At 69.3% G+C, this 20092-nt stretch carries 22 protein-coding genes; 14 read left to right on the top strand and 8 right to left on the bottom strand.

Annotated features, from left to right (window positions below):
- Entirely contained in the window at window positions 1-618 is a 618-nt protein-coding gene (locus tag HQ306_RS02150) for an O-methyltransferase (protein WP_027503859.1), read from the bottom strand.
- Between the two features lie 241 nt (window positions 619-859).
- Between HQ306_RS02150 and sigE the strand changes: the two genes are divergently transcribed.
- The 4 genes from sigE to tatB all read left to right on the top strand — a co-directional run bounded on the left by sigE (window position 860) and on the right by tatB (window position 3919).
- On the top strand, window positions 860-1522 hold the full coding sequence (gene sigE, locus HQ306_RS02145) for an RNA polymerase sigma factor SigE (protein ID WP_204866810.1): 663 nt from the start codon (window positions 860-862) through the stop codon (window positions 1520-1522).
- A gap of 117 nt (window positions 1523-1639) precedes the next feature.
- Window positions 1640-1984, top strand: a complete 345-nt coding sequence (locus HQ306_RS02140; RefSeq protein WP_056442598.1) for a hypothetical protein — start codon at window positions 1640-1642, stop codon at window positions 1982-1984.
- Window positions 1985-1993: 9 nt separating this feature from the next.
- Window positions 1994-3490 (top strand): trypsin-like peptidase domain-containing protein, encoded by a 1497-nt coding sequence (locus HQ306_RS02135; RefSeq protein WP_222627385.1) that lies wholly within the window; start codon window positions 1994-1996, stop codon window positions 3488-3490.
- Between the two features lie 9 nt (window positions 3491-3499).
- Complete coding sequence (gene tatB / locus HQ306_RS02130) at window positions 3500-3919, top strand: Sec-independent protein translocase protein TatB (RefSeq protein WP_027503856.1); 420 nt, start codon at window positions 3500-3502, stop codon at window positions 3917-3919.
- Between the two features lie 13 nt (window positions 3920-3932).
- Here tatB and HQ306_RS02125 read toward each other — a convergent pair whose 3' ends face one another.
- The 5 genes from HQ306_RS02125 to HQ306_RS02105 form a co-directional block, all read right to left on the bottom strand.
- Window positions 3933-5069: an Mrp/NBP35 family ATP-binding protein gene (locus HQ306_RS02125; RefSeq protein WP_027503855.1), complete on the bottom strand. Its 1137-nt coding sequence runs from the start codon at window positions 5067-5069 to the stop codon at window positions 3933-3935.
- A 24-nt stretch (window positions 5070-5093) separates the two neighbouring features.
- Complete coding sequence (locus HQ306_RS02120; RefSeq protein ID WP_222627383.1) at window positions 5094-5942, bottom strand: lytic murein transglycosylase; 849 nt, start codon at window positions 5940-5942, stop codon at window positions 5094-5096.
- Window positions 5943-6092: 150 nt separating this feature from the next.
- Window positions 6093-7214 (bottom strand): lytic transglycosylase domain-containing protein, encoded by a 1122-nt coding sequence (locus HQ306_RS02115; protein ID WP_222627381.1) that lies wholly within the window; start codon window positions 7212-7214, stop codon window positions 6093-6095.
- A gap of 65 nt (window positions 7215-7279) precedes the next feature.
- Window positions 7280-7897 carry a DUF1003 domain-containing protein gene (locus HQ306_RS02110; protein WP_081821023.1) on the bottom strand — a complete coding sequence of 206 codons (618 nt, stop codon included), beginning with the start codon at window positions 7895-7897 and terminating at the stop codon, window positions 7280-7282.
- Entirely contained in the window at window positions 7890-9167 is a 1278-nt protein-coding gene (locus tag HQ306_RS02105) for a magnesium transporter MgtE N-terminal domain-containing protein (protein WP_027503853.1), read from the bottom strand. The genes HQ306_RS02110 and HQ306_RS02105 overlap by 8 nt, the downstream gene beginning before the upstream one ends.
- A 55-nt stretch (window positions 9168-9222) precedes the next feature.
- On the opposite strand from HQ306_RS02105, the gene HQ306_RS02100 reads away from it, so the two are divergent.
- From HQ306_RS02100 to HQ306_RS02075, 6 genes are all read left to right on the top strand, one after another.
- The gene (locus HQ306_RS02100; RefSeq protein WP_268788555.1) at window positions 9223-10224 is read left to right on the top strand and encodes a CoA ester lyase; all 1002 of its coding nucleotides are present in this window, start codon (window positions 9223-9225) and stop codon (window positions 10222-10224) included.
- Window positions 10221-10712: a general stress protein gene (locus HQ306_RS02095; RefSeq protein ID WP_027503852.1), complete on the top strand. Its 492-nt coding sequence runs from the start codon at window positions 10221-10223 to the stop codon at window positions 10710-10712. Before HQ306_RS02100 ends, HQ306_RS02095 begins: the two co-directional genes overlap by 4 nt.
- Before the next feature lie 172 nt (window positions 10713-10884).
- The gene (locus HQ306_RS02090; RefSeq protein ID WP_231476097.1) at window positions 10885-12258 is read left to right on the top strand and encodes an extracellular solute-binding protein; all 1374 of its coding nucleotides are present in this window, start codon (window positions 10885-10887) and stop codon (window positions 12256-12258) included.
- Complete coding sequence (locus tag HQ306_RS02085; protein WP_027503850.1) at window positions 12255-13193, top strand: carbohydrate ABC transporter permease; 939 nt, start codon at window positions 12255-12257, stop codon at window positions 13191-13193. Before HQ306_RS02090 ends, HQ306_RS02085 begins: the two co-directional genes overlap by 4 nt.
- Window positions 13194-13196: 3 nt before the next feature.
- Entirely contained in the window at window positions 13197-14027 is an 831-nt protein-coding gene (locus HQ306_RS02080) for a carbohydrate ABC transporter permease (RefSeq protein WP_027503849.1), read from the top strand.
- Window positions 14028-14031: 4 nt separating this feature from the next.
- Complete coding sequence (locus tag HQ306_RS02075) at window positions 14032-15192, top strand: ABC transporter ATP-binding protein (RefSeq protein ID WP_222627379.1); 1161 nt, start codon at window positions 14032-14034, stop codon at window positions 15190-15192.
- Window positions 15193-15259: 67 nt separating this feature from the next.
- On the opposite strand, the gene HQ306_RS02070 is transcribed toward HQ306_RS02075, so the two are convergent.
- Together HQ306_RS02070 and HQ306_RS02065 are read right to left on the bottom strand one after the other, a co-directional pair.
- Entirely contained in the window at window positions 15260-16108 is an 849-nt protein-coding gene (locus HQ306_RS02070; RefSeq protein WP_027503847.1) for a hypothetical protein, read from the bottom strand.
- Window positions 16098-16808, bottom strand: coding sequence for a metallophosphoesterase (locus HQ306_RS02065; protein ID WP_027503846.1), 711 nt, complete (start codon window positions 16806-16808; stop codon window positions 16098-16100). The genes HQ306_RS02070 and HQ306_RS02065 overlap by 11 nt, the downstream gene beginning before the upstream one ends.
- Before the next feature lie 60 nt (window positions 16809-16868).
- On the opposite strand from HQ306_RS02065, the gene HQ306_RS02060 reads away from it, so the two are divergent.
- The 4 genes from HQ306_RS02060 (at window position 16869) to HQ306_RS02045 (ending at window position 20090) form a co-directional block, all read left to right on the top strand.
- A complete protein-coding gene (locus HQ306_RS02060; RefSeq protein WP_222627377.1) occupies window positions 16869-17483 on the top strand; it encodes a suppressor of fused domain protein in 615 nt (204 codons plus the stop codon).
- A gap of 28 nt (window positions 17484-17511) precedes the next feature.
- A complete protein-coding gene (locus HQ306_RS02055; RefSeq protein ID WP_222627375.1) occupies window positions 17512-18390 on the top strand; it encodes a PHP domain-containing protein in 879 nt (292 codons plus the stop codon).
- Entirely contained in the window at window positions 18387-18644 is a 258-nt protein-coding gene (locus HQ306_RS02050) for a hypothetical protein (RefSeq protein ID WP_027503843.1), read from the top strand. Before HQ306_RS02055 ends, HQ306_RS02050 begins: the two co-directional genes overlap by 4 nt.
- A 243-nt stretch (window positions 18645-18887) precedes the next feature.
- Window positions 18888-20090: an NADP-dependent malic enzyme gene (locus HQ306_RS02045; RefSeq protein WP_222627373.1), complete on the top strand. Its 1203-nt coding sequence runs from the start codon at window positions 18888-18890 to the stop codon at window positions 20088-20090.
- The last annotated feature ends 2 nt before the right edge of the window (window positions 20091-20092 follow it).

Genomic DNA, 20092 nt, shown 5'->3' with positions numbered 1-20092 from the left:
TCACTCCGGCACGCGCGAGGCGCACAGCAGGCCGTCGCCGAGGGGAAGGACGACCGCTGTCAGGCTGTCGTTCTCCGCGATGGCGCGGGCGGCCGCGCGGACGGCGACGGTGGCCTCGTCGCGTGACGAGGCGTCCGCGACGCGTCCACCCAGCAACGCGTTGTGCAGGATCAGGGCGCCACCGGGGCGGAGCATCCGCACGCCCTCCGTCACGAATCCGACGTGGTCCCGCGGCGTCGCGTCGACGAACACCAGGTCGTAGGACGCGTCGGCAAGGCGGGGGAGCACGTCGAGGGCGCGGCCGTTGATCAACCGGGTCCGCGATGCCCCGATGCCGCCGGAACGGAACGCCTCCTTGGCGGCGCGCTGATGCTCCGGTTCGGTGTCGATGGTGGTGAGGACCCCGTCGGGCCGCATCCCGTCCAGCAGCCACAGCCCGCTGACGCCGGCGCCGGTTCCGACCTCCACCACCGTGCGCGCTCCGGACAATTGCGCGACCATGCTGAGCACGGCACCGACGGACGCCGGTATCGGCGCGGCGCCCAGATCCACGGCGCGCTCGCGCGCGGCCTGCAGGATCTCGTCCTCCACGACGGAGGCTTCGGCGTAGTGCAGCATCTTGGCGGCGTCGGCAGTCACGAAGGGACCCTAACCCGCCCACGAACTCCTCGCGTCCAGACTCTCAGCCCACACTCAGCCTTCTCACACGGGTCGCACACCTGCCCGCGACATAGTTTCCTTACGCGGGTTCGTCGGATCGTCCTCACGCTTCGGTCGCGCCGAACACGGGTAACACCACATCGCACGTCGACACCACGCGCCGCGATGATCGCCCGAGTAGGAGGATTGAACGATCCACATGATCACCAGCCCGCGCGAACACGCTGCCCTCACGTCCCCGACCTCCCGCCCCGCCGCAGAGTCCGAGCAGACCGTCGACGGTCCGGAGGAGCTGTCCGGCACCGCGGTGTTCGACGCAACCGGAGACGCGACGTCGATGCCGTCCTGGGACGAACTCGTCCGCGAGCACGGTGACCGCGTCTACCGCCTCGCCTACCGGCTGTCCGGCAACGCGCAGGATGCCGAGGACCTCACGCAGGACACCTTCATCCGCGTGTTCCGCTCGCTGCAGAACTACCAGCCCGGCACCTTCGAGGGCTGGCTGCACCGCATCACGACGAACCTGTTCCTGGACATGGTGCGTCGCCGCAACCGCATCCGCATGGAGGCGCTGCCGGAGGACTACGACCGGGTGCCGTCCGACACCCCCGATCCCGAGCAGATCTACCACGACGCCCGGCTCGACCCGGATCTGCAGGCGGCGCTCGACTCGCTCGCTCCCGAGTTCCGTGCAGCCATCGTGCTGTGCGACATCGAGGGTTTGTCCTACGAGGAGATCGGCGCGACCCTGGGGGTCAAGCTCGGCACCGTCCGTAGCCGTATCCACCGTGGCCGCCAGGCGCTGCGCGACCACCTCGCCGCCAGTCGGCGCACCCGCGAGTCGCTGACCTCGGCCGAGTAGCCGCCGGCGCGAGTACCGTTCTGTGGGGAACGGATGCGGGCCGGGAACTCCCGGCCGGTGCCGTGCGTTTCACCCCGAGACGATCCGCACATCGGCACGGCATGAAGTGGAGGCAGCATGACTCGGTTTCGTGATCCTCGGCAGTTCAGCCCCACCGACCACCTCGCCAGTGAGGCGGTGGCCGCCTACGTCGACGGCGAACTGCGCATGAACGCCTACCTGCGCGCCGCGCGGCACGTGTCGGAATGCGCTTCGTGTGCCGACGAGGTCCAGGCGCAGCAACAGGCCCGTGTCGCCCTCCAGGGCTCGCCGGAGATGTCCATGCCGTCCTCACTCCTGGGTCTCCTGCACCAGATCCCGCACTGCACGTCTCCCGAGCCCGGCCGATCCGAACCCGGCATCGGCTCCGGCCTGCGTCATGGCCTGGGGTCGGTCGTCGGGTCACGTTTCCGGCGCCGGTAGCGTGCAGAGGTGACTCCAGCCGACGAGTACCGACCGGACCCCACGGCTTCTTCGGCGGACGGGGGAGCACCCGACGACGATGCGCCGCGGCTTCCTCCGCGTCCGCTCTACCGGCCCACCATCGACGCGCACGTGGTGCGGGCGTTCGGTCGCCCCCACGGCATCCGCGATTCCTTCGGTGACGCGCAGACCCGGCGACGGGACAGTTCGTCGATCCGCGTCGCGGCGCCCGATCCCGTCCTCACCGAGGCCTTCGGTCGGCCGCCCGGTGTCGCCGAATCCCTGGTGCGCGAGCCCGAGGCGCCCGAGGTCGAGCAGGAACCCGAACCTCAGAACCCGTGGCGCGTGCCCTCGTCGGCTGTCACGACGGTCTCGCCCGCGCTCGACGAACCGGAACCCGCGCCGCTGACGCCCGGCACGAGACTGGGTGCGCGGGACGTACTGTTCGGCCGCCGAGTCTCCGCCGGCGCTCTCGCCTCGCTCGCGGGTGTCGCTCTGGTCATCGGCCTGCTCGGCGGCGTCGTCGGTAGTGTCGCGGCCGATCTGGGCGGCTCGCTGACCAGCTCGCGCGTGACCCTGGAACAGGGCGGCAGCGAACTCCCGCAGGGCCAGGTGGCCAGGGTCGCCGAGGCCGTCCTGCCGTCCGTGGTGTCGGTCCAGGAGACGTTCGGCGGCAACGCCGGCACCGGCTCGGGAGTCGTCATCGACGGAGCCGGCTACATCGTCACCAACAACCACGTCATCTCGATGGCTGCGACCAACCCGGGCGCGACGCTCAACGTGACGTTCTCCGACGGCACCAAGGTGCCCGCGCAGATCGTCGGCCGTGACACCAAGACGGATCTGGCCGTTCTGAAGACGGACGTCGCAGACCTCAGCGTCGCCCGACTGGGCCGCTCGTCGGACGTGGCGGTCGGCGACGACGTCGTCGCCGTCGGATCTCCACTGGGACTGAGCAAGACGGTCACCCGCGGCATCGTCAGTGCGCTCGATCGTCCCGTGCGACTGTCCGGGGAGGGCACGGACACCGACGCCGTCATCGACGCGGTCCAGACCGACGCGGCGATCAACCCCGGTAACTCCGGGGGTCCCCTGATCGACGCCGAGGGTCGCGTCATCGGCATCAACTCCGCGATCCGCAGTGAGAGCGGGGGATCGGTGGGACTGGGCTTCGCCATCCCCATCGACGACGTCACCGAGGTCGCGCAGTCCCTCATCCGGACCGGCGCGATGAATCACCCCGACATCGGCGTCAACGCGCGGTCCGTCGTCAACGACGCGCTCAGCGGTGCGCAGATCGCCAACGTCACCGCCGGTGGCCCCGCTCAGCAGGCGGGTATCGCGGAGGGCGACGTGATCGTCCGCGTCGGCGACCGCACCGTCTCCGGTGCCGACGAGCTGACGGTCGCCGTCCAGGAGCAGGAGATCGGTACGCCGGTGCAGGTGCAACTCGTCCGCTCGGGGCGGACCGTCGACGTGACGGTCACTCCGGTGTCGGATGCGTAAGGTGTAGACGTGTTCTCGAACATCGGCTGGGGCGAGATGATGGTTCTTCTCGTCGCCGCACTCGTCATCCTCGGTCCCGAGCGTCTGCCCGGGGCCATCACGTGGACCACCCGGTCGCTCCGGCAGGTCCGTGACTACGCCAGTGGGGCCAGCCAACAACTCAAGGACGAGCTGGGGACGGACTTCGACGATCTTCGCAAGCCCCTGGCCGACCTGAACCAGCTCCGCGGCATGACCCCGCGCGCGGTCATCACCAAGCACCTGCTCGACGGCGACGACTCGATCTTCACCGGGAAGTTCGACGAGAAGCCGCAGTCCGGGACACAGTCGTCGACCCCGCAGTCCGGGACGCCGAACATGACGAAGTCCAGCGGGTCGGCGCCGTTGCCGACCGGGGACCGTCCCCCGATCGACCCCGACGCGACCTAGGTCCTTCCGGCCGTCAGAGGTGCCGGGTGGTGTCGATACCCAGGCTCATGCCCGCGAGGCCGCGACTACGGACCGACAGCTTCTCGGCCACCTCGATCATGGCCTTGGCCGCGGGCGACTCCGGATCGCTGAGCACGATCGGAACGCCCGAGTCGCCGCCCTCGCGCACCGCGGTGTCGAGCGGGATCTGGCCCAGCAGCGGGACCTTCGCGCCGACCGCGGTGGTGAGTCGCTCCGACACGGCCTGGCCGCCGCCGGAACCGAAGATGTCCATCCGCGATCCGTCGGGCAGCTCGAGCCACGACATGTTCTCCACCACCCCGACGACTCGCTGACGCGTCTGCAGGGCGATGGCGCCGGCACGTTCCGCTACCTCGGCCGCGGCCTGCTGCGGGGTGGTCACGACGAGGATCTCGGCGCCGGGGATCAGCTGGGCCACCGAGATGGCGACGTCGCCGGTGCCCGGCGGCAGGTCCAGCAGAAGAATGTCCAGGTCGCCCCAGAACACGTCGGCGAGGAACTGCTGCAGGGCGCGGTGCAGCATGGGACCGCGCCAGACGACGGGCGTGTTGCCCTGCGTGAATTGCGCGATCGAGATCATCTTCACGTCGTGCGCCACGGGCGGCATGATCATGCGCTCGACCTGTGTGGGGCGAGCGTCGGTACCGAGCATGCGGGGCACCGAGTGGCCGTAGATGTCGGCGTCGAGGACGCCCACCGACAGTCCCTTGGCGGCCATCGCGGCGGCCAGGTTGACGGTGACGGACGACTTGCCGACACCGCCCTTCCCCGACGCCACCGCGTACACGCGGGTGAGGGAGCCGGGCTGAGCGAACGGGATGACCGGCTCGGCGGAATCTCCCCGCAACGACTTGCGCAGTTCGGTGCGCTGCTCGTCGTTCATGACGTCGAGCTCGACGCGGATCTCACCGACACCGGCGACGTCGGCCACGGCCTTGCGTACCCGGTCGGAGATCTCCGTCTTCATCGGGCACCCGGCGGTGGTCAGATAGATGCCGACGTCCACGGATCCGTCGTTACCGAGCGCGACACTCTTGACCATGCCGAGTTCGGTGATGGGCTTGCGAATCTCGGGATCGTTCACGCGCGCGAGGGCGCTGCGAACGTCCGATTCGGTGGCTACGGGCATCTCTCCATGGTATGCGGTACCGCGTCAGTGAATTCGGGGCAGGTCCGCTTCGGAGGGGGCGATGCCGGTGGAGTAGGCGACCGACCACGCGACCACGTTGGCCACGTAGGCCATCGAGTTGTTGTAGCGCAGGATCGCCTGTGTGGCCTGGATCGGATCCGCCATGTTCAGGCCGCCGTCGCACAGGTACTTCCCGGTGGTGGCGGCGCTGTCGAACAGGTTCTGCGGGTCGGCCCTGCCGTCCCCGTTCCCGTCCGTGGCGTAGTGCTTCCACGTCGCCGGCAGGAACTGCATCGGCCCCACGGCGCGGTCGTACGTGGTGTTGCCGTCGAGCTCGCCGCCGTCGGTGTCCATGATCACGTTGTTGCCGGCGAGGCTGCCGTCCAGGACCGGTCCGAGGATCGGCTCGAACAGCGTTCCGTCGGCACCCGCCTTGCCGTCGTTCGCGTGGGTGGACTCGACCCGGCCGATACCGGCGAGGAGGGCCCAGTTCATCGAGCAGCCGGGGGTGGTCTGCGCCAGGAGGGTCTCGGCGCTCTTGTAGGCGGCGACGTTGATGCCCGGGACGCCGAGCGGGCCGGCCGCGAGGGACTCGGGCAGCGCGGGGGCGGGAGCGGGCTCCGGCGCGGGCGGTGCCACGGGCTCGGGCGCGGACTGCGTGGTGGGTGCGGGCGCGACGTCCACTGCCGGGGCCACGTCGGTGGGCTCGAGGGCGGACTCGCTGGCCGTGGTGTGCGTGCGGAGGAACGGGATGTCGGCGCTGGCGCCGTAGCCACTGGCCACGGTGATCGCTCCCGCGGGGATCAGACCGGTCAGCGCGATGACCGTGTTCCGTCGCAGAGTGGAAGACGATCGTTTGCGGTGCCGACCCACGGATACACAACCTCCTCGCCCCCGCGAGACTCGTGATCCGCGACGACTGTTCCCGCCCCGTTCCGGGGCGCTTCCGACCTTTGCTGTCGGAGCGAGGCTACCTGATCCGTTGCCGATCCGTTACCGGCCCGTGATGTGAGCCACGACCAGTCACGGTGTCGTGACGGACGTGTCCTGCTCAGGTGGGGCGGGTGGTGCCATTGGTGCAGGAGGGCACAGGAGACACGGGATCGTGGGGAGCTCGATGACCGGGAGCGGCGGCAGTCCGGGGATGCCGAACGCCGGCGGTGGTGTCACCGGAGTGAGCGAGGTGTCCGGCATCGCGGTGGTCGTGGCGGTGGTCGTCGGAGCCGCGGTCGAGGGATCCGTGACCTGGCCGGCGGCGGCGGCCGCCGCGGCGACGGCCAGCGCGTCCGCGGGGGAGGGCGCCGCCTCGCCGATCCGGCCGACGACAGGGGTGCCGCCGCCGGAGTACGCGGCGGACCAGGCCAGCACGTTGGCGGTGTACGCGGCGGAGTTGTTGTAGCGCAGGACGGCTGTGGTCGCCTGCGCCGGATTCGTCATGTCCAGGCCGCCCGAGCACAGGTACTTGCCCGCGGCGAGAGCCGCGTCGAAGACGTTGTTCGGATCGCTCCGACCGTCGCCGTTGCCGTCCGAGGCGTAGCCGGCCCAGGTGGCGGGGATGAACTGCATCGGCCCGACCGCACGGTCGTGCCCCGCGTCCCCGTCGAGCGCGCCGCCGTCGGTGTCGGTGATGACCGCGTCCGCGGCCGATCGTCCGTCGAGCACCGGGCCCAGCACGGACGTGATCGTGGTGCCGGCGGCATCGGTGCGGCCGCCGCCCGCGTGGCCGGACTCGATGCGCCCGATGGCGGCGAGCAGGTGCCACGGCAGGTGACAGCCCGGTGTCGAGGTGGCGAGCTGGGCCTCGGCGGAGCGGTAGGCCTGCAGGACGAGTTCGGGAATGCCGAGTGCGCCGACGAGCACGGCGGACAGCGGCGCCGCAGCAGCGGCCGGGGCGCCCGCGGGCGCGGCGACGGCTGGTTTCGGAGACCGGAACGCGACCGGTTGCCGATCGGCGGGCTCGACCAGGCCGACAGCGCGCTCCCGTGGTGGGAGTGTGGGCGCCGCAACCGATTCGGCGGCCGCCATCGCGACGGAACCGTGCGCGGAACTCGGCGTCACCGAGCCGGCGGCCAGCGTGACCGCGCTGAGAAGAAGAATCGAGGCACTCAGTGCACCTCCGAGTCGAGAGTCTCGACCGACGCGCATACGACAAACCCCCACGAACACTCGGCTGCGCACTCACCGAGACCCGACGCGCAGTGTGACCGAGGTTACCGTCGCGTGTCCTCGCTGTGGTCGAAACGAGTTGTTTCCTCGACGGAAGGGGCGGCGGCGAACGAGGTGGAGTCCTCGTCGACCGACTTCTTGCGAGACTTCTTGCGCGCCTTCTGTTCCTCGGCCGCCGCCTGCGCGGGATCGAGCAGCGCCGCGCGCAGGTCGTCGAGTTCGCGGCGGAGGTAGTCGCGCGTGGCGACCTCGCCGACCGCGATCCGGAGCGCAGCGAGCTCACGAGCGAGGAACTCGGTGTCCGCCTTGGTCTGCGCGGCGCGCGAGCGATCCTCCTCGAGCGACACCCGGTCGCGGTCGTCCTGCCGGTTCTGAGCGAGCAGGATCAACGGGGCCGCATAGGCGGCCTGCGTCGAGAACGCCAGATTGAGCAGGATGAAGGGGTAGGGGTCCCACTGCAGGCTCACCGCGAAGACGTTGAGCAGGATCCACACGATGACGATCCCCGTCTGGATCGCCAGGTATCGCCCCGTACCGAGGAATCGCGCGACGTTCTCGCCGGTCCGGCCGACCGAGTCGACGTCGATGTCGAGCTTGAACCGTCGGGATCCGCGTGGAGTGTCGAGGCGCTGTCTGGCGGTCGCCGCCGACTTCTCACTCATGTCCCACGTGCTCCTGTTCGCGCCAGTCGTCGGGAAGAAGGTGGTCCAGGACGTCGTCCACGGTCACGGCGCCGATCAGATGCTCCTCGGCGTCCACGACCGGTCCGCAGACCAGGTTGTACGCCGCGAAGTATCGCGTGACGGCGGCGAGACTGTCGTCCGGGGAGAGCGTCGACAGTGTCGTGTCGATCACGCCGCCGACCAGACTGGCGGGCGGTTCGCGCAGCAACTGCTGGAGATGGACGCAGCCGAGGTAGCGGCCCGTGGGCGTGGCCGTCGGCGGTCGCACGACGAAGACCAGTGACGCGAGGGCGGGCGTGAGGTCGGGGTTGCGCGCACGAGCGAGCGCCTCGGCGACCGTCGCGGACGCGCTCAGCACCACCGGTTCCGGTGTCATCAGACCACCCGCCGTGTCGGGGGAGTGCTCGAGGAGACGTCGCACCGGCTCGGAGTCCTGCGGATCCATCAGGCGCAGCAGCGATTCGGCCTCCGGCTCCGGCAACTCGCCGAGCAGGTCGGCTGCGTCGTCGGGGTCCATGGCCTCGAGCACGTCGGCGGCACGGGCGGGGGCGAGCGCCTGCACCAGGTCGATCTGATCGTCGTCGGGCATCTCCTGGATGACGTCCGCGAGGCGCTGGTCGTCCAGGGCGAAGGCGACCTCGAGTCGCCGCTTCTCCGGGAGGTCGCGGATCGCGTCGGCCACGTCGGCGGGCCGGAGTCCCTCGAACTGGGCGAGAAGCTGTGACACACCCTGACCCGGCAGGGACAGATCGGACCAGGTGAGGCCCTGCACGTTCTGCCAGTCGAGCACGTGGATGCTGCCGCGGCGACCCAGCCGGGTGCGGTGGGGGCGCACGGCGACGCGCGCGATGACCCAGTCCCGCGTGCGGGTCTGCTCGATACCGAGGTCGACGACGACGCAGTCCACGCCGTGCAGGTCCTCGGCGTCCGGATCGTCGGTCCGGACCCGCGAGTCCAGGACCTGGGCCAGGGCCAGCACCTCGCCCGGTCGCTGGACGAAGCGGCGCATACTGACGTTGCCGGTGGTCAGCGTCACCGACGTCGGTTCGACGGCCGTCACGCGCAGCATCGGAACGAAGATCTTGCGCCTCGTGGCCAGATCGACCACGAGGCCGAGGACGCGGGGTTGCTGGCGGCCGACGCGCACGGTCACGACGATGTCGCGGACGCGGCCGATGCTCTCACCGTCGGGTCCGAGCACCACGAGGCCCGCGAGCCTGGCGGCGAACACCTTGTTCACTGCTGCCATGGGCGCAACAGTAGACGGGGGCCTCGCACGCGGTGCGGGCCGATAGTGTGCCGTGGTGACCACCACAGTGCCGCGCGCCCGCCTCCGACGCTCCGTGCTCGCCGTGCCGGGCAGCAGTCCGAAGATGATGCGCAAGGCTCTGAGCCTGCCCGCCGACGCCGTCTTCCTGGATCTCGAGGACGCGGTCGCGCCGGCCGCCAAGGCGCAGGCGCGCATCGACGTCGCCGACGCGCTCGGATGGGACGGGTGGGGCACGCAGCTCCGGCTCGTGCGGGTCAACGACTGGACGACGGAGGCCACGTTCCGCGACGTGCTCGAGGTGGTCGGACGGGCGGGTGCCCACCTCGACGCCCTCGTCCTGCCCAAGGTGCGCTCGGCCGGTGAGGTGCAGGCGCTCGATCTGCTTCTGACACAACTCGAACGCGAGTCGGACCTGCCCGTCGGCCGCATCGGGATCGAGCCGCAGATCGAGGACGCCGTGGGTCTGCTCCACATCGACGCCGTCGCGACGGCCTCGCCGCGGGTGCAGACCCTGGTGTTCGGGCCGGGTGACTTCATGGCCGACGTCGGCATGCGCACCCTCACGGTGGGGGAGCAGCCGCCCGGCTACGAGCGCGGCGACGCCTACCACCACGTGCTGATGACGATCCTGCTGTCGGCGCGGGCCCACGGGCTCCAGGCCATCGACGGACCCTGGGTGCAGGTACGCGACACCGACGGGTTCACCCGCGCCGCCCGGCATTCCGCGGCTCTGGGCTACGACGGCAAGTGGGTGCTGCACCCCTCGCAGATCGACATCGCCAACGAGACGTTCTCGCCGCGCCAGGCCGACGTCGACCGCGCCCACGACATCGTCGAGACCTACCGTCGGTACCTCTCCGTCGACGGGGGAGCGCGCGGGGCCGTCATGGTGGGGGACGAGATGGTCGACGAGGCGGGTCATCGAATGGCTCGGGCCCTCGTCGAGGCCGCCGACGCGGCCGGCATGGTGCGCAGCGGTGCGCGGCCCGCACCGGACCCCACGACCGACCCGCCAGCAGGCACAATGGAGTCATGACGAACCCCATGTCGCAGTCCGGCCGCCCCGGACAGGGCCTCCCCACCCCGCCGTCGGGCTGGCCCATCGGTTCCTATCCCACCTACGCCGAGGCGCAGCGCGCGGTCGACTACCTCTCCGATCAGGAGTTCTCGGTCCAGGACGTCACCATCGTGGGTGTCGACCTCATGCAGGTCGAGCGTGTCATCGGTCGCCTCACCTGGGCCAAAGTGATTGGCGGCGGCATCATCTCGGGCGCCTGGCTCGGTGTCTTCCTCGGACTCGTTCTCGGAATCATCACGAACACCAACTACCTGAGCGCGCTCCTCGTCGGTGTGCTGGGCGGCATCGTCTTCGGACTGATCTCGGCCACCATTCCCTACGCGGCGACCAAGGGGCAGCGCGACTTCGCGTCGACGATGCAGTTGGTCGCGGGGCGGTACGACGTGCTGTGCGAGCCGAAGACGGCCGAGAAGGCGCGCGATCTGCTGGCGCGTCTCGCCATCTGACCTCTCACCACCGACCCGTCGGTACCGAAAGCATCACGGGATTGCAACAAGCCACCGTTTTCCTCTCAGCTTTCGACTAGGTTCCACTTCGCAGGGAATGCGTGTCCAACGAAGCACACGCTGCGGAGTCGGGCCGACTGTGGCGCCTTCTCTTGCGGCAGAGGAGGCGGTCGTGCCGAAGAGGTACAGGGCGAGGAAACTCGCAGCGACAGGGGCCGCCGCGGTGGTGGCCGGAAGTCTGTTGGCGGGGTGTGGATCCTCCGACGACGGAATCGTGTTGAGCTTCTACACCGCCGCCGACGGCGCGGAGCAGTACGCGGCGGCGGCGCAGGCGTGCACCGAGCAGTCGGGCGGCGCGTACCGGGTGGAGCAGCGCACGCTCCCCAAGAGCGCCAACGATCAGCGCCTGCAGCTCGCTCGCCGTCTGGCGGGCAACGACCGCACGCTCGATCTGATGACACTCGACGTCGTCTGGACCGCCGAGTTCGCCGAAGCCGGTTGGGCACTTCCGGTTCCGGACGATCTCGAGGCGAAGCTGCGTGACGGATCGGTGCTCGAGGGCCCGCTCGCCACCGCCGAGTGGCTCGACCCCGAGACAGAGCAGAAGGACAAGCTGTACGCGGTCCCGCTGAACTCCAACACCCAGTTGCTCTGGTACCGCCCGGACATGGTGCCGAACGGCCAGCCCCCGGCGACGTGGGACGACCTCATCGCCACCGCCGGCGAGAACGCCGCCTCCGGCAAGCCCGCGGCCATCGGTGTGCAGGCGAAGCAGTACGAGGGCTTCATGGTCTGGTTCAACACCCTCCTCGAGAGTGCCGGCGGATCCGTCGTCGGCGAGGACGGCACCACCGTGACACTGAACGACACCCCCGAGCACCGCGCGGCCACCGAGAAGGCGCTCTCGATCATCAAGAGCGTCGCGACCGCTCCGGGCGCCGACCCCTCGGTCTCCCAGAGTGACGAGGGCACAGCACGTCTCGGCGTCGAGGCGGGCACCATGTTCGCCGAGGTGAACTACCCGTTCGTGCTCCCCGGACTCAAGGAGAACGCCGCCGCGGGCGGCGTGTCCTTCCTCGACCTGTCCACCGTTCCCGCCGACCAGCAGGACGCGGCGGTGAACGAGGTGTTCCGCAGCGCGCCGTACCCCTCGGTGAACCCCGGTGAGCCCGCCAAGGTCACCATCGGCGGGTTCAACATCGGTGTCGCCAAGACCACCGAGCATCCCGACGAGGCGTGGGCCGCCGTCGCGTGCCTGACCGACGAGCAGAACCAGCGCAACAACGCCGTCGACGGCGGTGTGCCGCCGGTGATCCGCTCGCTCTACGACGATCCCGAGTTCCAGGCCGCCTACCCGGCATGGGAGGGCGTTCTCGGCTCGATCGAGAGTGCCGCGGTCCGACCGGTGTCGCCCGCGTACCAGTCCATCTCGATCCTCCTGACCGACGCGCTCAACCCCCCGCAGGACATCGATCCCGTGGGAGACGTCGACAGGCTCGCCGATCTGGTCCGCCAGGCCGTGAACTCCGAAGGGCTGATCCCATGACCGTCACCGACGAGCCCCGACGCCCGCAGAAGCACGCCAAGGCGGCCGAGGCGGTGTCCGAGGGCAAGAAGGCGGAGCGCCGACTGGGGCTCCTGCTGGTCGCTCCCGCCGCGATCCTGATGATCGCCGTCACCGCGTATCCCATCATCTACGCCTTCTGGCTGAGTCTGCAGAAGTACAACCTGGCATTCCCGGACGACAAGGAATTCGTCGGCCTGTCCAACTACGTCTCCGTCCTCACCGACGGCTACTGGTGGACGGCGTTCGCGGTGACCGTGGGCATCACCGTCATCTCGGTGATCATCGAGTTCGTCCTCGGCCTCGCGGTCGCGCTGGTCATGCACCGCACCATCTTCGGGCGCGGCGTCGTCCGCACCGTCGTGCTGATCCCGTACGGCATCGTCACCGTCGCCGCCGCGTACAGCTGGTACTACGCGTGGACACCGCAGACCGGCTACCTGGCCAACCTGCTTCCCGAGGGCAGTGCGCCTCTGACACAGCAGCTTCCGTCGCTCGCCATCGTCGTGCTCGCCGAGGTGTGGAAGACGACGCCGTTCATGGCACTGCTGTTGCTCGCCGGTCTCGCGCTCGTTCCCGACGATCTGCTCAAGGCGGCCCAGGTGGACGGCGCCGGCGCGTGGACCCGACTGATCCGCATCATCATCCCGTTGATGAAGCCGGCCATCCTCGTGGCGCTGCTGTTCCGCACGCTCGACGCGTTCCGCATCTTCGACAACATCTACGTTCTGACGAAGGGCAGCAACAGCACCGGTTCGGTGTCGATCCTCGGGTACGACAACCTCTTCGGGGCGTTCAACCTCGGTATCGGGTCGGCCATCAGCGTGCTGATCTTCTTCTGCGTGGCCATCATCGCCTTCGTCTTCATCAAACTGTTCGGGGCCTCCGCACCCGGCTCCGACGCGGAAGGACGCTGACCCATGGCAGCCACCACGAAGACGAAGGCCGGCTGGTCCATCGTCAACCTTCTCGTCCTGCTGTACGCACTGATCCCGCTCGTGTGGATCATCAGCCTGTCGTTCAAGCCGGTGGCGAACATCGCCGACGGCAAGTTCATCCCGACGACGTGGACGTTGGACAACTACAAGGGCATCTTCCAGACGTCCCAGTTCACCAGCGCCCTGATCAACTCCATCGGCATCGGTCTCATCACCACGCTCATCGCGGTGGTCATCGGCACGATGGCGGCCTACGCCGTCGCTCGTCTCGACTTCCCCGGCAAGAAGCTCCTCGTCGGCGCCGCGCTGCTCATCGCGATGTTCCCCCAGATCTCGCTCGTCACACCGCTGTTCGACATCGAGCGTGCGCTGGGCCTGTTCGACACCTGGCCGGGCCTGATCATCCCGTACATCACGTTCGCGCTCCCGCTCGCCATCTACACGCTGTCGGCGTTCTTCCGTGAGATCCCCTGGGAGCTGGAGAAGGCCGCCAAGATGGACGGTGCCACCCCGGGCCAGGCGTTCCGCAAGGTCATCGCACCGCTCGCGGCACCGGGCATCGTCACCGCGGCGATCCTCGTCTTCATCTTCGCGTGGAACGACCTGCTGCTCGCCATCTCGTTGACGGCCACCGAGCGTTCGGTCACGGTGCCGGCAGCGATCTCACAGTTCACCGGTAGTTCGCAGTTCGAGGAACCGACGGGCTCGATCGCGGCTGCGGCCGTGGTCATCACCATCCCGATCATCATCTTCGTCCTGTTCTTCCAACGTCGTATCGTGGCGGGCCTGACGTCCGGCGCAGTGAAGGGATAAGTCCATGGCCGAAATCGTTCTCGACAAAGTGACCAAGCTGTACCCGGACGGTGCCGCGGCGGTGAGCGACGTCGACATCACCATCGCCGACGGCGAGTTCATCATCCTGGTCGGACCCTCCGGCTGCGGAAAGTCCACCACGCTCAACATGATCGCCGGCCTCGAGGACATCTCGAGCGGCGAGCTGCGCATCGCCGGTGAGCGCGTGAACGAGCGGGCACCGAAGGATCGCGACATCGCGATGGTGTTCCAGTCGTACGCGCTCTACCCCCACATGACGGTGCGCGACAACATCGCCTTCCCCCTGACACTCGCCAAGATGAGCAAGGAGGACATCGCGAAGAAGGTCGACGACGCCGCCCGCATCCTCGACCTGGGCCAGCACCTCGACCGCAAGCCGTCCAACCTCTCCGGTGGTCAGCGTCAGCGCGTCGCGATGGGACGCGCGATCGTCCGCAGCCCCAAGGCGTTCCTCATGGACGAGCCGCTGTCGAACCTCGACGCCAAGCTGCGCGTGCAGATGCGGACCGAGATCGCCCAGCTGCAGAAGCGTCTCGAGACCACCACGGTGTACGTGACGCACGACCAGACCGAGGCCATGACGCTCGGCGACCGCGTCGTCGTGCTCCGCGGCGGACTGGTGCAGCAGATCGGCTCGCCGCAGGAGCTCTACGATCGCCCGCGAAACCTGTTCGTGGCGGGCTTCATCGGGTCGCCGTCCATGAACTTCGTGTCGGGTCGTCTGACGGACGGCGGGGTCACCACCTCGCTCGGCGAGATCCGGTTGAGCGACGAGGCGCGGCAGAAGATCGCCTCGAAGAACGCGAAGGGGGACGTCGTCGTCGGCATCCGCCCCGAGCATCTCGAGGACGCTTCGCTCGTCGAGTCGTACCAGAAGATCAACGGCAGCACGTTCTCGGCGCGAGTCGAGGTGCTGGAGTCGATGGGGTCGGACAAGTACATCTACTTCTCCGCCGAGGGCCCCAAGGTCACCTCGCGCGAACTCGACGAGCTGGCCGCGGACTCCGGCGCGGACGGCGGCCAGTTGGTCGCTCGACTCTCGGCCGAGTCCGCCGCTCGCATGGGTGAGTCCATCGAGCTGTGGTTCGACCAGAAGCGGGTGTCGGTGTTCGACGTCGAGTCGGGTGCCAACCTGACGCTCTGACCGCTCGAACGCGACGACGGCCCCCACCGCACGGTGGGGGCCGTCGCCGTCTCGGTCGGCGCCCGTCTCAGTTCGGCGCGGCCTCCTTGAGCTGCGCGATGATCTCGTCGTTCCAGATGTGACTGCGCACCAGGCGGTAACGCTCGCGCGCCACCCACATGTAGGCCTCGGCGTCGGTGTGGCGGGTCAACATGCCCCCGACGGACCGCACCATCCGGACGACCGGCAGGAACTCCTCACCGAACCAGCGGCGGGCGACGGTGCGCCGGTCGACGAACTCGCCGAGCTCCTGCATCAGCCGGAAACCCCAGGCCTCCACCGCATCCGAGAGTTCGGCGTACTGCCACGGATCCGTGAACTCGATCGCCTCGCGCGACTTCCCGGTGAGGGGGACACGGCTGAGGAAGATGCGCCGGTGATCCTTCACGAGGAGATCGCCCCTCGTGGAGATGCCGTCGGGGGAGATGCGGGTGATGATCTCGGTGACGTAGGCCTCGATGGTGAGACTGTGCATCGCGCAGGCGATGGACACGCGATGGTGCCCGTCGATGACGAAGTGCATGCCGCCGACGCGATACACCTCGATGGGCGGCATCGGTTCGCCGCGGCGCCAGGCGGTGGCGAGGCGCTGCCAGCGTTCGCGTGTCCGCGTCGACGTCGGGCGGAAGTACCGGTCGAAGTCGCGGGTGCGATCCACGCTGCCCACGATCGAGTCGACCCGGATGACCTCGAGTCCGACGCGGCGCTCCCGCACCTTGCCCAGGGCGGCGACCACCTCGTCGAACGGCAGGATCGTGTTGATGTCGTCCGGTTGACGGCGCAGCCAGCCGACCAACCGCGCCACGTCCGCGCGCCGGCGCTGGCGGGAGAAGTCGTTCTGCGCGTCGGCAGCGGGGAATCCGGTGTCACGAGCCATGACGTCGCCTCTCGATGATGGGCGCGGTGTCGCCGCCCGGGGTGATGTCGATCAGGGCGTAGCCGACGGTGTTGATCACCGTGGCTCCGTGCAGCTGTCGGTCGGCCGGCCTCGTGCCGTGCGGGTGGATGTGTCCGTGGACGAGGAGCTGAGGCCGCAACCGCTCGGTGAGCGGATCGAGACACCGGAAACCGCGGTGTGGTGCGTCCTCGGCGTCGCCGACACCGAACGGTGGGCTGTGGGTCAGCAGGACGTCGACCCCGTGTGCGTCCGCTCCGCGTCGCAGCAGCGGGTGCCAGGTGTGGGTCCGGATCAGGGAGCCGGAGCGCCGCTTCTGCTGCCGTTCCGTCCACTGGTTGGGTCCGTCGCGGTAGCGGATGGACCCGCCCAGCCCCGCGATCCGCAGACCGGCGGCGCTGACGATCCGTCGATCGGCGTTGACGGCGCCGTCCGGACCGGGCCAGCTCGACGGCAGCCCGGCACGCATCCAGCCGGCTCGACCGGCCGAGTACCCGGTGAGGTCGGCGTCGTGGTTGCCGGGGACGAAGACGCACGGGGCGTCGGCGGCCTCAGCGAGGTGCTCGAGGTACTCGAAGGGCAGGTCGCCCGCACCGAGGACCAGGTCGACGTCGAACGGGAGTGTGCGGGCGTTCCACAGGCCTTCGACCACCTCGTCGGACACGGTCAGCACAGTCACCACACGCAGGACCGTACCGGCACGCCGGTCCCGTCGGAGCCGGTACGGACGTCGTGGGGTTGGATGGACGGTGTGAGTGGGAGCGACGTGACAGCGCAGGTGCGAACCCATCTGCAGACGGTGCTCGGTCAGGACGACCCGTCCAGCGCGTCCGTGACCTTCCTGGGCCTCGAGCCGCTGGAGGTGTTGCTGTTCGCTGCCGACGTCGAGGGAGTCGTGCGGTTCACCACTCTCGGGTGCTCGCGGCATCCGATGGCCGACCCGTCCGACATGGTCACCGACTCGCAGCGAGGCCCGCGCGCCGAGCTGATCCTGGCCCTGCGCGGAGTCGACGAGTCCGTCGCCGAGGTCTGGCGCACGCTCGCCGTCTTCGCCGCGTCGCCCGCGGTGGAGGGCATCGTGCTGGTGCCCGACGCCCTGCTGGACGCCGGCGAGCCTCTCTGGCCCGGCGCTCCGTTCACGGCGGTGCTGTTGACGGCTGAGTCCGGAGTGGCCGACCTCGAGCTGCCCGAACCGTACGATCCGGTGCGGTTCCTGCGGGCAGTCCCGATCACCGGCACCGAGGCCGCGTGGGTGCGCCTGCGCGGAGCCGATGCGTTGCGCGACGCGTGGACCGAGGCGGGCATCGACATCGCCGACCCGCGGCGCTCGGCGGCGTCGCTGCGCCCGCCCACCTGAGCGCTCGCGCACCTGACAGACTGGGCGCGTGCTGATCGATCTCCACACCCATTCCACGTCGTCGGACGGAACCGAGACGCCCACCGAGCTGATCGCCACGGCGACCGCCGCGGGCCTCGACGTGATCGCGTTGACCGACCACGACACCACTCACGGCTGGGACGAGGCCGTGGCCGCGGTGACCGCGACGCCCGGTGCGCCCACCCTCGTCCGTGGCATGGAGATGTCGTGCCAGGGCCGCGGAGCCGACGGTGACCCGGTGACGGTGCATCTGCTCGCGTACCTCTTCGACCCCGGGCACGTCGCCTTCGCCGAGGAGCGCAGCCGGTTACGTGGGGAGCGGGAAGTGCGCCTGCGCAGCATGATCGACCGTATGGCGGCCGACGGCTACGACGTCGACGCCGACACCATCCTCGCCGCGGCAGGTCCGTCGGCGGGCCGCCCGCACCTCGCCCGTGCACTCGTCGCCGCCGGAGTCGTCGAGACCGTGAACGACGCGTTCACCGACCTGCTGCGGACCGATGGGACGTACTACGTCGAGAAGGCGGACACACCACTCGACCTCGCCGTCGAGTTGATCGCCGACGCCGGGGGAGTGCCCGTCATCGCCCACGCCCGCGCGCGCACGCGAGGTCGACTCCTGCACACCGACCACATTCTGGAGCTCGCCGCCGGTGGGCGACTCGGCGGACTCGAGGTCGATCACCCCGACCACAGCCCCGAGGACGCGGACGTCCTGCGCGACATCGCGCGCGAGCACGATCTCGTCGTGACCGGATCCTCCGATTACCACGGCACCAACAAGACGACGCCGATCGCGGCCCGCACCACCGCCGAGGACCAGTTCGACGCGTTGGTGAGCCGGGCGACGGGCGTGCCGCTCGTCGTACCCGGAGGCCGCCGGTGAAGGCGCTCAGCGGATCCATCACCGCGGGTCTCGTCGTCCTCACGGCGCTCGTCATCGCCGCCGCCGTCGTCGGCGGTGATCGGGGATTCCCCGGCCCCGGCACCGCGTCCATCGCGTGGCACGTCGCCGCCGTCGTCGCGGCGCTCCTGCTCCAGCGGATCGCCGACCATCGCTCGCGTGGGGTGTCGTTCCTCGGCTCACTGGGCGTGCTGGTGGTCGCGGGAGCGCTGCTGTGGACGCAATGGTGGGGCTGACGAGACAAGGGTGAGGCTGACCGGCACCTGTTTGCTCCCGAGGAACCGGCGGTGGCACACTGGCTCCACTCGCGATCACCGCCACCCCGTGGTGATCGACCCCGGTCACCGCTCGTCGGTGGCGCGCGAAGTCGGCTCACCCGCCGCGCACGCATCGAGATGTCGCCTGCCCTCGGTTCTCATCCCCCGGGCGCGCATCTCGACTTCCCCTCACGCCTGTGATCCGCACCCTCCGTGCGGACGATGAAGGAGCGCCCAGTGACCGCCGCAACAGATCCGACCGAAGATCTCACGACCATCACGGACGACGAGATCTTCCTCAGCCACGTGGGCGGCAAGCTGTCCGTCGAGCTCACCGCGCCGCTCGAGACCAAGCGCGACCTCTCCATCGCGTACACCCCCGGGGTGGCCAAGGTGAGCAGTGCGATCGCCGCCGATCAGGAGCTGGTGAACAAGTACACCTGGACCGAGCGACTCGTGGTGGTGGTCAGCGACGGCTCCGCGGTATTGGGTCTGGGCGACATCGGCCCGCGCGCCTCGCTGCCCGTCATGGAGGGCAAGGCGGCACTGTTCAAGAAGTTCGCCGGCCTCAACTCGATTCCGCTCGTGCTCGACACCAACGACGTCGACGAGATCGTCGAGACGCTGATCCGCCTGCGGCCCAGCTTCGGAGCCGTGAACCTCGAGGACATCTCGGCACCCCGGTGCTTCGAGATCGAGAAGCGCGTCGTCGAGGCACTCGACTGCCCGGTCATGCACGACGACCAGCACGGTACGGCCATTGTCGTCCTGGCTGCGCTGAAAGGCGCTGTGGCAGTGCAGAAGCGCGAGCTCGCGGGTCTGCGTGTCGTCATCTCCGGTGCGGGAGCCGCGGGCGTCGCGTGCGCGAACATCCTGCTCGCCGCGGGCATCTCGGACGTGGTGGTGCTCGACTCGAAGGGCATCGTCGGTGCGGATCGCGCCGACCTCAATCCCGTGAAGGTCGACCTCGCTTCGCGTACCAACCCGCGCGGCCTCTCCGGGACGGCTGCCGACGCCCTGACCGATGCGGACGTGTTCCTCGGGGTCTCCGCGGGGAAGATCGGGCACGAACTCATCGCCTCGATGGCAGACGACAGCATCGTCTTCGCCCTCTCCAACCCGAACCCGGAGATCCATCCGGAGGACGCGAAGAAGTACGCCGGCATCGTCGCCACCGGACGCAGCGACTTCGCCAATCAGATCAACAACGTGCTCGCGTTCCCCGGTGTGTTCCGCGGTGCTCTCGATGCGGGCGCGCGGCGCATCACCGAGAACATGAAGCTCGCCGCCGCGGACGCGATCCTGTCCGTGGTCGGCGACGATCTGAGCGTCGACATGATCGTGCCCAGCCCACTCGACCCGCGGGTCGCTCCGGCCGTCGCGGCGGCAGTGGCCGCGGCTGCGAAGGCGGACGGCGTCGCCTGAGA

The sequence above is a fragment of the Rhodococcus sp. BP-160 genome, assembly GCF_019836205.1.
GTDB lineage: Bacteria > Actinomycetota > Actinomycetes > Mycobacteriales > Mycobacteriaceae > Rhodococcoides.
This window is presented reverse-complemented; position numbering and strand designations above follow the sequence as displayed.

What these genes read in the sequence shown, in the direction of transcription:
- HQ306_RS02150 (WP_027503859.1), bottom strand. Translation starts at nt 618, where the DNA reads ATGCTGCACTACGCCGAAGCCTCCGTCGTGGAGGACGAGATCCTGCAG.
- sigE (WP_204866810.1), top strand. Translation starts at nt 860, where the DNA reads ATGATCACCAGCCCGCGCGAACACGCTGCCCTCACGTCCCCGACCTCC.
- HQ306_RS02140 (WP_056442598.1), top strand. Translation starts at nt 1,640, where the DNA reads ATGACTCGGTTTCGTGATCCTCGGCAGTTCAGCCCCACCGACCACCTC.
- HQ306_RS02125 (WP_027503855.1), bottom strand. Translation starts at nt 5,069, where the DNA reads ATGCCCGTAGCCACCGAATCGGACGTTCGCAGCGCCCTCGCGCGCGTG.
- HQ306_RS02115 (WP_222627381.1), bottom strand. Translation starts at nt 7,214, where the DNA reads ATGCGCGTCGGTCGAGACTCTCGACTCGGAGGTGCACTGAGTGCCTCG.
- HQ306_RS02110 (WP_081821023.1), bottom strand. Translation starts at nt 7,897, where the DNA reads ATGAGTGAGAAGTCGGCGGCGACCGCCAGACAGCGCCTCGACACTCCA.
- HQ306_RS02105 (WP_027503853.1), bottom strand. Translation starts at nt 9,167, where the DNA reads ATGGCAGCAGTGAACAAGGTGTTCGCCGCCAGGCTCGCGGGCCTCGTG.
- HQ306_RS02095 (WP_027503852.1), top strand. Translation starts at nt 10,221, where the DNA reads ATGACGAACCCCATGTCGCAGTCCGGCCGCCCCGGACAGGGCCTCCCC.
- HQ306_RS02085 (WP_027503850.1), top strand. Translation starts at nt 12,255, where the DNA reads ATGACCGTCACCGACGAGCCCCGACGCCCGCAGAAGCACGCCAAGGCG.
- HQ306_RS02080 (WP_027503849.1), top strand. Translation starts at nt 13,197, where the DNA reads ATGGCAGCCACCACGAAGACGAAGGCCGGCTGGTCCATCGTCAACCTT.
- HQ306_RS02075 (WP_222627379.1), top strand. Translation starts at nt 14,032, where the DNA reads ATGGCCGAAATCGTTCTCGACAAAGTGACCAAGCTGTACCCGGACGGT.
- HQ306_RS02070 (WP_027503847.1), bottom strand. Translation starts at nt 16,108, where the DNA reads ATGGCTCGTGACACCGGATTCCCCGCTGCCGACGCGCAGAACGACTTC.
- HQ306_RS02060 (WP_222627377.1), top strand. Translation starts at nt 16,869, where the DNA reads ATGGACGGTGTGAGTGGGAGCGACGTGACAGCGCAGGTGCGAACCCAT.
- HQ306_RS02045 (WP_222627373.1), top strand. Translation starts at nt 18,888, where the DNA reads ATGAAGGAGCGCCCAGTGACCGCCGCAACAGATCCGACCGAAGATCTC.